Here is an 11,624-nt window from a genome sequence, read left to right on the forward strand (position 1 = left end):
CCCGGGAGGAGACAGGAGGGGCCCGTCAGAGGTCGCGTCGCTCAAGCGGCCGGGTGGCCGGGCCCTGGAGGATCTTTCCCGTGGGGTCGAATCGCGAGCCGTGGCAAGGGCACTCCCAGGCTCGTTCCGCGTGGTTGAAGGCCACCAGGCAGCCCAGATGCGTACAGCGCGCCGAGAGCGCGTGGACCTCTCCTTCTTCGTCGCGGTAGACCGCGCACCGGTGCCCGTCGACGCGGACCAGGGCGCCGTCCCCGGGGGCGATGTCGTCCACGGACCCGGCGGACCGCGCCGTCAGCCGGTCGCCGACGAAGTGCCGGGCCACGTGCGCCTGATGCTGGAGGAAGGTGGGTGCCTCGCGCACTACCGAGCCCAGCCGCCGCGGGTCGTACAGGCCGCTCCACGCCGGGCTCTGGCCCCCGATCAGCTTTGCCAGGAGTTGGCCCGCCATGATGCCACCGCTCATACCCCAGCCCCCGAAACCGGTCGCCACGTAGGTGTGACGGCTGCCGGTGTGGAGCGGGCCGATGAGCGGTACGGAGTCGGTGGAGTCGTTGTCCTGGGTGGCCCAGCGGTGGGTGAAGGTGAGCGGTCCGAAGTGTTCGGTGGCCCAGTCGGCGAGGCGCTCGAAACCCTTGCCCGCATCGCCGGTGCCCGGCGCGAAGTGCTCGCCGGTGACGATCAGCAGCCGTTGTCCGTCCTTGTACGGGGCGGTGCGCAGCGAACGGGTGTTGTGCTCGCGCGTGATGAACATGTCGCGCGGCGCGGCGCCGGACGGGACGGGCGCCGCCACGACGAGTTCGCGCCGCGGGGAGAGCCGGGTGAACAGCAGTGCGCGGTCGAAGATCGGGTAGTGCGTGGCCACCACGACTTCGGAGGCGGTCACCGTCGCACCCGCCTCCGTCGTCACCTGGCAGGGCTCGCCCTCCTTGAGCCCGACGACGCGGGTCCGCTCGAAGATCAGCGCGCCCTGCCGGACCAGGTCGTCGGCGAGCGCCAGCAGGTACTTGCGGGGATGGAACTGGGCCTGCTCGGTGACACGGACCGCGCCCGCCACGGAGAAGGGCAGACCCGTCTCGGTCACATACTCGGCGGGCAGCCCCGCTTCCCGGGCGGCCTCCGCCTCATCGCGCAGTTCCGCGACGTTTTTCGGATCCCGGGCGAAGGTATGGGCCGCGGTGTCCTCCCAGTCGCAGTCGATGCCCAGCTCGTCCGTGATCGCCCGGGCGTGCCGGATGGCCTCGGTCTGCGACTGCGCGTACAGCCTGGCGGCGTCAGCGCCACGACTGCGGCGCAGCCGGTCGTAGATGAGTGTGTGCAGGGCGCTCAGTTTGGCGGTGGTGTGGCCGGTGACTCCCGCGGCGATCCGGCCGGCTTCCAGCACGGCCACGCTGTGCCCGTCGCGGGCCAGCTCCCAGGCCGTGCTCAGCCCGGCGATCACCGCCCCGATCACCGCGACGTCCACCGTCACATCGGCGTCCAGCCCTGCACGAGGTGCCCCGGGGGCGCCGTCTCCATCCAATACGACCCCTGATCGCCTACGTATGTGTTCATGGCCACCGGGTGCCCCGCCCACCTCCGCCGAAGCGTTGCTCGGGCGGCTTCACCGGCCGATGGGCTCTGCGCCTGTGCGCGCAAGGGGCTCGTCCGAATTTCCGACAACCCAGTTGTCGAGAAGGAAACGGCCACGCCGGTTCAGGCGGCATGGACCGGGTACCCGCAGGTCATGCTCACATTTGGGGTCGAAGAAGAATATCTGCTGGTGGACCCCGTGACCGGCTTGCCGGTCCCCCGTTCCGAGGAGGTGCGTGCCGCCGCCGGTCTGGGACGGACCGTCGATGAGCGAGAGATGCAGTGCGAGCTGCTCCAGGCGCAGGTGGAGGTCGCGACCCCGATCTGTCTGGCGTTGGAGGAGGCGGGCGGCCATCTGCTGCGTCTGCGGCACGCTGTCGGGGCCGCTGCGGAAAGTCTGGGCTGTCGGCTGGCGGCCGTCGGGGCCGCTCCAGTCGTGGGCACGACCCCGGTGCCTGTCACCGACCGTCCCCGGTATCTGGCCATGCACACCGACGCCGGGCAGTTGGTCGACGAGCAGCTGATCAACGGGATGCATGTACACGTGGGAGTGCCGGACCGCGAGATGGGTGTCGGTGTGCTCAACCGGATCCGGGTCTGGCTGCCGACGCTGCTCGCCATGTCGGCCAACTCGCCGCTGTGGCACGGCCACGACACCGGATTCTCCAGCTGGCGCACCATGGTGTTCAGCCGCTGGCCGGTCAGCGGGCCCCCGCCGCGCTTCACCGACCTCGACGACTACGAGAACCGCACGGAGGCGCTCCTCGCTGCGGGGGCCGTGCGGGACAAGGGCCAGTTGTACTGGCATGCCCGGCTGTCCGAGAACTACCCCACGGTCGAAGTTCGGTGTCCGGACGTCCAGTTGCGCGTGGACGACGCGGTCCTGCTGGCCGGGATCGTACGCGCTTTGGTGGCCACCGCGATCCGCGACGAGAAGGACGGCGAGCCCGTACCGGAGTGCTCCGCGGAACTCCTGCAGGCCGTCACATGGCGGGCTGCCCGGCACGGCATGGCCGGTATGCTGAGCGACCCGCTGGGCCGTCTGACGAGCTGTGGCGACGTACTGAGCATGCTCGACCGGCACATCGGCCCCGCCCTGGAGGCGTTGGGTGACACCCGGGAGGTCAATGCCCTTCTGCACCGGCTCCTGCGCCAGGGGACCGGAGCGGACCGCCAGAACCAGGCATTCGCGGCCGGTGGTTTCCCGGCGGTCCTCGACCTGATCACACAGAGCATCGAGGCCTGAACCCAGTCTGCTGTGCGTCGACCCGCGCCCCACCATGGTGGCCCGGCGCGTGCCGACGTTCATCTGGCGCCCCGCGTCGGGACGAATGCACTGCTCAACGCGCTGCTGCACGAGGGGATCCGGCGCGGCATGCCGTTCGGATCCGGCGGCTCGTCGGCCTCCCGCCGCCGCGCAGGCTCGCTTCGATTTCGTCGAGGACGCGCCGCTCGTATTCCGAGAGCCCGCTGCCATCCACAGCTGCCACCTCCCGCTTCTCAGCGGCGTTCAGTCCTCCACCGAGTGCCCGCCGGTCGGCGGACCAACCCCGGAAGCGCGGGTGGCCGGGCGCGGAAGCGGCACCGCCCCCGAGGCCGCTACGGGCGTGTCGGGGGCGGTGGTGGAGGGGCAGGGCTACTTGCCCCGGCCGGTGACGAAGTCGCGGGCGCGGTCGACGAGTCCGACACCGGGGGCGAGGAGCTTGTTGCCGGGCGGGGTGTCGGGGGCGCTGGGGTGCGGGCGGGTGGGCGCCACCTTCTTCGCCATACGGATCTTGTCACCGAGGTCGTTGAGCTGCTCGGCCGAGCAGGCATCGGCCAGAGCCGGGAAGAGGTTTTCCTCCTCGTCGGCCACGTGCGTGCTGACCTCGGCGATCACCTGTGCGACCAGGGCGTCGAAGCCGACGTCGCCCACCGAGGCCTTCTCCAGGTCCTTGAGGAGCTGCTCGACGGTGGCATGGTCCTTGAGCTCCCGGTCGGCGATGGCGTCGCCACCGGGCACGTGCTCGCGCACCGCGGGGTAGAGGTACATCTCCTCCGCCACGGAGTGGCGCACGAGCTCGATGGTGAACTGGTCCGCGACCTCCTTGCGCTTCTCGTCACCCGGAGGCAGCGCCTGGATCTTGTCGAACATCTCCTCCACCTCGCGGTGGTCGGCCTTCAGCTCCGCGATGACGTTCCCGCCGTGTCCCATGGGATGCCTTTCCTCGTGTGCTTGTCGGGTGCTCGGCTGCCCGCCGGGGCGGCCGAGCAGTACGGGTTCCCGCCTCGATCCTCACCACACCCCGCCCCCAGCGCCACCGCACACCCTTCGCCTCTGCGGGCGTCGGCCGCCGAGAAGTGCCTTGCCCCGCCACCGCGCCGCCGTATGACTTCCCTCCCGGATTCGGGGTAGACACCCTCCGAATCCGGGTAGACCCGGTGGACCGGGGATCCGGTCCAGTTCAGGTGGTGATCGCGATGCGACAAGTCCTCATCAAACGGCCGCAGGCCCAGGCGCCCAGGCCGCCGCTGGACCTTCGCACGCCCGGCGGGCGCCCTCTCCCCTACTGACGAGCTGACGAGGGGTGTCGGTCCGCGCGGGCGCGGTGACGAGTGGGGCCGTGACGCGGGTCATGGAAAGAGCACCGGCACTTCCGTAGGCTGGCAGGCCATGAGCGGGGCAGCGCGGCCCCGTACCGCAGCTCGCGGAGCCGGCCACACCGGGCAGGGCGAGCCAGCCCCGAGGACACCATCGCCGTGGCCACCGACCTGACACCCGTCATATCCGCCTCCGCCCGCTGGCTCCTGGCCGCCTATCCGCCGCCCCCGGGAGCGCTCAACCAGGCCCTGGCCGAAGCCCAGGCGCAGCAGGCGAGCGCCCTCGCCGCCGCTCTGCGCTTCCCCACCAGCCTCGACGTGCGGCTGCTCCATCTGCTCGCGCCCAGCGGAGCCGACCGCCTGGACTGGCTCACCGGAGCCGTCGCGGACACCGCCGACAGCGCCTGGCGGACCTGGGCCGACGAGACCGTCGTCAGCTGGGCCGCCTGCCTGCTCGCCGACCCCGCCCTGGCCGACGCGGCCGCCGATCACGCTCTGACCAACGCCGAGCACGCCCCGGCAGCGGCGGGCGGGCTCCAGCGCCTGACCTGCCCGAACGTACGGGATACCGATGCCGCGGTCCTGCTGCGCCACCCCGACCTGCTGGAGCCCGTCGCCGCCCTGCACCGCCCGCAGCTTCTGAGTCTGCTGGGCGTGCTGGAGAGCGAAGACGCCGTCGCCTGACACGGGCCCCCGGCCCGGCCCCACCGCGTCAGCGCGACGGACGCTCGCTGAGGTCGCACCAGGCCACGGCATCCTCCTGGAGACTGCCCAGAGCCAGCCGCCCCTCGTACTCGGCCACACCGGTCACCATCCGGTACCCGCGTCCCCGCAGTTCGCGCACCACCCTGCCGTGCGTGTCCACCTCGGCCACACGGGCGCCGCCAAGGGCCGGCGGGGGCGGCAGACGCCGGGCCGCGGCCGCCACCGCCCGGCGCACCCGGGGTGCGGCCCGGTGCAGCCACTCCAGCGGGGGCGTGCGCGGGCTGGCAAGCGCCACCCAGAATCCGCCGCCGGGGCTGCGGGACATGTTGTCGGGGGAGCCCGGCAGATCGTCGGCCGGCGTGTCGTGGCAGCCCGCGTCGGGGCCGGTCAGCCACAGCCGGGCCAGCCGCCGCGCGCCGGTCTCGGCCACCGTCACGAACGACTCGTCGGGCGCGAGCGCCACCCCGTTGGCGAACTGGAGCCCGTCCAGGAGCACTTCGGCATCGCCGCCGGGCACCAGCCGCGCCAGCAGACCCGTGGGCTGGTGCTCCACGATGTCGGACAGCCAGTCGTCGAGGCCGTGGCGGCGGCTGGACACCGTGAAGTAGACCGTGCCGTCCGACGCCGCGACGGCGTTGCTGCAGAACCGCAGGGGCGCCCCTGCCACCGAGTCGGCCAGCACCTCGACGCCCTGCTTGCCGTCCGGATCGAGCCGCAGCAGGCCGCGCTCCGCGTCGCACACCAACAGGCGCCCGTCGGGCAGGACTTCGAGGCCGAGGGGCCGCCCGCCCGTCCGTCCGGCCTCCACGACTCCGGCGGGGCGCTCGGGCCCGCCCGGCCCGGGAGGGGCGATGCGCAGGATGCGGCCGTCCTCGACCCCGGTCAGCAAGCGGCCGGAACCGTCGAAGACCACGTCCTCGGGGCCCGTGCCGCCCAGCGACGAGCCTCAGCGGCGGTAACGGGGTGGGGGCCGCACACGCTGCCCCTTCCGCCTGGCCGCGCCTCACGCGGCGCGCCGGGTGCGGCGTGCCCGCAGGCAGCGCTTCATCTCCTCGGCGTAGGGAAGGGCCACGCCGAGGCTGATGGTCGCGGCCAGGGCGGCCAGATAGCGCGCGGGCAGCGGCCTCTCCTTGGGCAGCAGCTTCCAGTCGTCGGGGCCGCGACCGCCCCGCAGGGTGTCGCGGACGGCCTCCGGGTGCAGACAGGCGGCGAATGCCATCGCCGTCAGCGGGAGCACCTCCAGGAAGCTGTGTATGTGCTGTTCGATCGGGCGGACCTCGCGCCGGCCGGTCGCGAAGCTCACGTCGTACGGCGCGGTGGCGCCGTGCGCGACCGCGGCGCCGCCCATCACCGAGAGGACCAGCGGGTTGATCTTCGCCAGCAGCCCCACGGCGACCGGGACACCCGCCTCGGTCATCATCAGCGCGTGCACCGCGACTCGTGGGCACCCGAGGTGTCCTCGATCCGGGTGCGCCGGTGCATCCACCAGTCGGCGAGCCCGGGCGCCACCCACAGGGGCAGCACTCCGTACAGCAGGAACCTTCTGCCGGACCGGCAGGAGGCATACCCGTTTCGAGCGGGCTCGGCGGGTACCCACGAGACATGAGCGATTTCCGCGTGGAACTGGCCGTGAACCACGGACTCGTGGTGGGCGTCGTGCCCTTCCTGGTCGGCCTCGTGCTGGTCGGGCTGCTGGTCGGCGCCGTCTGGCGGGGGCTGCGCCGACGGTCGCGGGTGCCGCGCCCCGAGGAACAGCCGCGACTGCCCGAGGGCGGACCCGTAGGCCAGGTCGTAGAGCAGCGCGAGCCCGCCGAGGTGCCCCGCTCCCACAAGCGTCTTACCCCGCACCGGCTCAGGGGCTTCGGCAACCAGGGCACCCGCCCATCTGCGGACCGGCCCCACCACTCTGCGAGCCACGGCCCTGACGGGCCGTCCGGCAGCACCGACCCGTCCGGCTGAGGCCTGTCCAGCAACCCCGCTGTCTGGGGCCGTCACGTCACCTCGCAGGACACCTGTTCAGACCCCCGAGGCGAGGTCGAGCCGGCTGAGGATGCCCGTGCAGTACTGATCGGGCAACCACGGGGCGAGTGACTGGTCGATCGTCTCGACGAGGTCGAGCAGCCCGGCCCCCCGCGCGGCGTGCGTTGCGGCAGGCCGCCAGGGCGACCGAGGCCGTCAGGGCGGACGCGAGATTGTGGCCCATGGCGTCGAGGCTCGCCGCGTGCGGCGTGGACTGGGTGAGTGAGGGGTCGAGGGCGTCACCGCCGATCTCGTACGCCGGTTCGAGTACGGCGGCGGAGACGACGCGTGTGTTGCCGATGGTGCGGGGCGGCAGACGGACGCGCGGTATCTCGGCGGGCAGTCGCATGGGCTCGCTACGGGCGCGGCGGGCAAAGCTGTCGCTGTAGGCCCGCTTCGAGGTGATGGCCATGGCGAGGATGCCCGTCGGCATCCGGCAGCAGCCGCAGGCGCCTGGCGTTCATGGATGCCGAGTGGACTCCGAGCACGCCGAGCCGTTCCGCCCCGTCGACCACCGGCAGCCACACGCACAGCGCGCCGGTCTCCAGCTCCTCGATCCGCAGCGAGACCGTCCGGTAGCACCAGCCGGCCAGGGAGGGAGTCGATGTCCAGCGGCGGCAACCCCTCGGTGAGCGGGACGAGCCGCCGCTGTTGGAGGTCGGTCGGACGGATGACGATCTCCTTGAGGCCGAACGCCTCGGCACAGCGGTTCACCAGCGCGGGGACGTCCATCGGCGTCGCAGTGTGCGCCTGGGCGATCAGCTCCTCAAGGAACCACTCGCCCCAGCCGTCGCCCGCACCGTCGCCGCCCACGATCGACCACCACCTCCTTCGAGGCAGTCTCACACCTGCCCCGCTCCCCTGCCCGCTGTGCGTACCCGGCTGCGGGCGGAGCGCGTGCCGCCCGCCAACAGGCGCGACGGGGCCGTGCGGATGCAAGGTAGGAACCATGGCCAGGACCGCAGTCATCGTCATCGACATGATCAACACCTATGACCACGACGACGCCGATCTACTGCTTCCCTCCGCCCGCGCGGCCGTGCCCGCCGTGGTGAGCCTGCTGGACCTGGCGCGCCGCCACGACGTCCCTGTCATCTACGCCAATGACAACTTCGGTCAGTGGAGATCCCACCACGGCGAGATCGTGGAGACGGCCCTCGCCGGCCCGCACGCCGACCTCGTACAGCCGCTCAAGCCCGATGAGGAGTCGCTCTTCGTGGTCAAGGCGCGGCATTCCATCTTCTACGAGACCCCGCTCGGCTACCTCCTGGGGCAGCTGGGGGTCGACCGCCTCATCCTGTGCGGACAAGTCACGGAACAGTGTGTGCTGTACTCGGCGCTGGACGCCCACATCCGGCACCTCAAGGTGACCGTTCCCCGCGATGCCGTCGCCCACATCCACGCCGACCTGTCCGAGGCGGCCCTGCGGATGATGGAACGCAACATGGCCGCCGAGATCCTGGTCACCGATGAGCTCAGGTTCTGAGCCACGCGGCGTGCGACTGAACGACGATCCTCAGCCCAGGTCCAGCACTTCGGCCGCCGCCGGAGCCCGTACCTCCACGGGCTTGTCGAAAGCGCTGTACGACGTGGTGCTCTGGTGCGCGGCCCCCTTGTAGAGGACCTTGAGGACGTACGGCTTGCCCTCGGCGGCGATGAAGAAGGTGTACGTGCCGCCCTTGTCCGCCGCGTCCGTCACCAGGGTCTGAGTCGCGCGGCTACCGTCGACCTCGGCCGGATCGCCCTGCTGCGCTTCGCCGAAGGAGGCGAACTCCCGGGTGCACTCGACGAGTCCGTCCCCGGGCTGCGCGTCACTGGTGGGGGACTTCACCCACCGGGACTGGCGCTGCGCACCTCTCATCGTGTGACCCGCTGCCTTGAGGTATGCGCCGTTCGGGCGGACGTCATCGGTGTCGCCGATCCGGATCTGCCCGAACTCGGCGCCCGAGGTCCACGTGGTCGTGGCCGCGCACGCGTGCTTGGGGTCGGTCGTCAGATGGGTTGAGGAGGCGCCACCGGCACCGCCGGTGGTTCTGGTGTCGATGGTCACCGCCCGCAGCCGGCCCATCGTGCTGTTCGCGTCACGCAGCAACTCCGCGGCGGACCGCCCCTTCCCAGCACCGCCGCCGGAGCACCCGGTCAGGGCGGTGGTGACCGGGTGCTCCGGCGCCCTGAGACCGGCGGAGCCGACGCGCCGGTCTCAGCCAGAATCTCTGCAACCCTCAGCCCCCTCAGCCCGCCACCAGTGGCGTCCGGTTCCAGTGCCGGTGGGCGGCGACGGCCTCGATGAACGCCGCGACGAACTCCAGCGAGGGCACGGTCGCGGCCGCGTCCACGACCACCCCCCGGCTGTCCGCGGGGTCCACGCCGGGAGAGGTGGCGTCCCCGCCCATGCCGAGCGAGTTCAGCAGGTCGGCACCGGTGCCGAGGGCGCCGACGGCCTTCCCGTGCCGATGGGTGTCGCGAAGAAAGCGCAGGGCGTCGGGGTCGGCGGCAAGGCTCGCGGTGCCCGTCCCCCCGGGCACCAGGACGGCGTCGTACAGCACCGAGGAGACCGTGGGCAGGGCCCGGTCCACCAGGTACGGCCGGCCGTCGGCGCCCGTGACCTCGCCGTCGTGCGCGGCGATCGCCTCCAGTACGGCCCCGGCCCCCGACAGCGCTTCCTGGATCGCGGCGACCTGGCGCGTGTCCACGCCGTCGGCGACCAGGGCCGCGATCCGGCGGGTGCGTATCGTCCTGTCGCCGCGCGGGTGGGTCAGGCTGAGCGCGGGCGAGGCGGACTTGGAGGCCGTCTCCGGTCCGGTCGGCGCCGGAACGCCGATGCCCCGGGCCACTTCGACGCCCAGCATCCGGTCCACCATCGCGAGTTCGGCCACGGCCCGGCTGCGGATCATACGGGATTCGACCTTGCCGAGCTCGAAGCGGAACGCCTCCACGATGTGCCGCTGTTCCCAGTTGGTCATGCTGTGCCAGAACAGCGCCGCCTGGCTGTAGTGGTCGCGGAAGGTCTCGCTGCGTCGGCGCATCTTCGTTCCCTCGACCCGCGCGGGGTAGTGCGTGTACGAGGATCCGCCGGATCCGCCGGCCATCGGGCAGCCGCCGCCCAGGGAGTTCGGCGAGTAGTTGGCTCCCCCGTGCAGGGCGCTCTGGTGCATGCCGTCGCGCTGGTTGGTGCGGACTGCCGCCACCGGCCGGTTGACCGGAAGCTGGGCGAAGTTGGGTCCGCCGAGGCGGCTCAGCTGGGTGTCGAGGTAGGAGAAGTTGCGGGCCTGCAGGAGGGGGTCGTCGGTGAGGTCGATGCCGGGCACCACGTTGGCGGTGTGGAAGGCGACCTGCTCGGTTTCGGCGAAGAAGTTCTCGGGGTTGCGGTCGAGCACCATCCGCCCGATGGGGCGTACCGGAACCTGCTCCTCGGGAATGAGCTTCGTAGCGTCGAGGAGGTCGAAGTCGAAGGCGAACTCATCGTCCTCAGGGATCAGTTGGACGCCGAGTTCGTATTCGGGGTACACGCCTGCCTCGATGGCGTCCCACAGGTCGCGCCGGTTGAAGTCGGGGTCACGGCCCTGGCACTCCTGCGCCTCGTCCCAGACCAGGGAGTGCACCCCCAGTTTCGGCGTCCAGTGGAACTTCACGAAGGTGCCCCGTCCGGCGGCGTCGACGAACCGGAAGGTGTGGACGCCGAAGCCCTGCATCATGCGGTAGCTGCGCGGCAGGGCACGGTCCGACATCAGCCACATGATCGCGTGCAGCGTCTCGGGCTGCAGGGAGACGAAGTCCCACAGCGTGTCGTGCGCGGAGGCCCCCGTCGGGATGTCGTTGTGCGGCTCGGGTTTCAGGGCGTGGACGAAGTCGGGGAACTTGATTCCGTCCTGGATGAAGAAGACGGGGAAGTTGTTCCCGACCAGGTCGTAGTTGCCCTCCGAGGTATAGAACTTGGTCGCGAAACCCCGTACGTCACGGACGGTGTCGGCGGACCCCCGGGGTCCCTGGACGGTGGAGAACCTGACGAAGACGGGAGTACGCACGGCGGGGTCCTGGAGGAAGGCGGCCCGGGTGAACTCCGCGCATGAGGCATACGGTTCGAAATATCCGTATGCGCCGGCACCCCGTGCGTGCACCACGCGCTCGGGGATCCGTTCATGGTCGAAGTGGGTCAGCTTCTCCCTGAAGTGGAAGTCCTCCAGCAGGGTGGGCCCCCGCTCGCCCGCTTTGAGCGAGTCGTCGGTGTGGTCCACCGTGGTTCCCTGGTCCGTGGTCAGAGGGCCGCCCGCCGGGTCGTCGCTACGGAAGGCTGCGCGCTGGTCCTGCTTGTGGTCGCTCATCGGGCCTCCTCAGCCGTGCCGAACGTGCCGAACTCGCTCGCGAGCATTTTCGATGGGTCCTCTCCGTGGGGATCATGGATCGGTGTCGGTCCTCGCGCGGCTGCCGAAGGCTCCGAGAGCTCCGACGGCTCCAGGGGCCCCGAGGGCTCCTAGGGCTCAATCCGGTGACTCGTCGGGCACCGGGTGCCCCGGCCGCCCGTTCCCCGAGTGGCCTTGCCGACCGGCGCCGGCCTCGTCGGTGTCGGGCGCGGACGGGTCCGCCCGGTCGCCGCGCGTGCTCCGCGCGGCATCACCACCGGCCTCCCACGGGTCGTCGGTATCGCCGGCCTGCTGGTCCGGCAGATCCCTCGGTATCGGCTCGGGGGCGGGTGCTCCGCCCTCTCCTGGGCCCTCGGGCCTGCGGTCGTTCATGGTGCCTGCTCACTTTCG

General features: G+C 71.5%; 10 protein-coding genes and 1 pseudogene. 4 read left to right on the top strand and 7 right to left on the bottom strand.

Annotated elements, in window-relative coordinates:
* Positions 1-25: 25 nt before the first annotated feature.
* Positions 26-1,551: pseudogene (locus ACFWA7_RS19290) on the bottom strand (FAD-dependent oxidoreductase).
* 172 nt (positions 1,552-1,723) lie between these two features.
* Here ACFWA7_RS19290 and ACFWA7_RS19295 point away from each other — a divergent pair.
* The gene (locus tag ACFWA7_RS19295; RefSeq protein WP_385824050.1) at positions 1,724-2,815 is read left to right on the top strand and encodes a glutamate--cysteine ligase; all 1,092 of its coding nucleotides are present in this window, start codon (positions 1,724-1,726) and stop codon (positions 2,813-2,815) included.
* A gap of 390 nt (positions 2,816-3,205) precedes the next feature.
* Here ACFWA7_RS19295 and ACFWA7_RS19300 read toward each other — a convergent pair whose 3' ends face one another.
* Positions 3,206-3,763: a hemerythrin domain-containing protein gene (locus ACFWA7_RS19300; RefSeq protein WP_385534605.1), complete on the bottom strand. Its 558-nt coding sequence runs from the start codon at positions 3,761-3,763 to the stop codon at positions 3,206-3,208.
* 545 nt (positions 3,764-4,308) lie between these two features.
* Between ACFWA7_RS19300 and ACFWA7_RS19305 the strand changes: the two genes are divergently transcribed.
* Positions 4,309-4,833: a hypothetical protein gene (locus tag ACFWA7_RS19305; RefSeq protein ID WP_385824052.1), complete on the top strand. Its 525-nt coding sequence runs from the start codon at positions 4,309-4,311 to the stop codon at positions 4,831-4,833.
* Between the two features lie 28 nt (positions 4,834-4,861).
* On the opposite strand, the gene ACFWA7_RS19310 is transcribed toward ACFWA7_RS19305, so the two are convergent.
* Positions 4,862-5,767, bottom strand: coding sequence for an SMP-30/gluconolactonase/LRE family protein (locus ACFWA7_RS19310; RefSeq protein ID WP_385824054.1), 906 nt, complete (start codon positions 5,765-5,767; stop codon positions 4,862-4,864).
* A gap of 90 nt (positions 5,768-5,857) precedes the next feature.
* Positions 5,858-6,286, bottom strand: coding sequence for a diguanylate cyclase (locus ACFWA7_RS19315; RefSeq protein WP_385824056.1), 429 nt, complete (start codon positions 6,284-6,286; stop codon positions 5,858-5,860).
* 170 nt (positions 6,287-6,456) lie between these two features.
* Here ACFWA7_RS19315 and ACFWA7_RS19320 point away from each other — a divergent pair, with 170 nt between their 5' ends.
* Positions 6,457-6,813 carry a DUF6479 family protein gene (locus ACFWA7_RS19320; protein WP_385534613.1) on the top strand — a complete coding sequence of 119 codons (357 nt, stop codon included), beginning with the start codon at positions 6,457-6,459 and terminating at the stop codon, positions 6,811-6,813.
* 1,009 nt (positions 6,814-7,822) lie between these two features.
* Positions 7,823-8,359, top strand: coding sequence for a cysteine hydrolase family protein (locus tag ACFWA7_RS19325; RefSeq protein WP_385824058.1), 537 nt, complete (start codon positions 7,823-7,825; stop codon positions 8,357-8,359).
* A gap of 30 nt (positions 8,360-8,389) precedes the next feature.
* Here the strand turns inward: ACFWA7_RS19325 and ACFWA7_RS19330 are convergent, their stop codons facing one another.
* The 3 genes from ACFWA7_RS19330 to ACFWA7_RS19340 form a co-directional block, all read right to left on the bottom strand.
* Positions 8,390-8,965: a hypothetical protein gene (locus tag ACFWA7_RS19330; protein WP_385824060.1), complete on the bottom strand. Its 576-nt coding sequence runs from the start codon at positions 8,963-8,965 to the stop codon at positions 8,390-8,392.
* 139 nt (positions 8,966-9,104) lie between these two features.
* Positions 9,105-11,195, bottom strand: coding sequence for a catalase (locus ACFWA7_RS19335; RefSeq protein WP_385824062.1), 2,091 nt, complete (start codon positions 11,193-11,195; stop codon positions 9,105-9,107).
* Positions 11,196-11,351: 156 nt separating this feature from the next.
* Positions 11,352-11,606, bottom strand: coding sequence for a hypothetical protein (locus ACFWA7_RS19340; protein WP_385534625.1), 255 nt, complete (start codon positions 11,604-11,606; stop codon positions 11,352-11,354).
* Positions 11,607-11,624 lie beyond the last annotated feature (18 nt).

The organism is Streptomyces sp. NPDC059994 (genome assembly GCF_042737755.1).
Classification (GTDB): Bacteria; Actinomycetota; Actinomycetes; order Streptomycetales; family Streptomycetaceae; genus Streptomyces.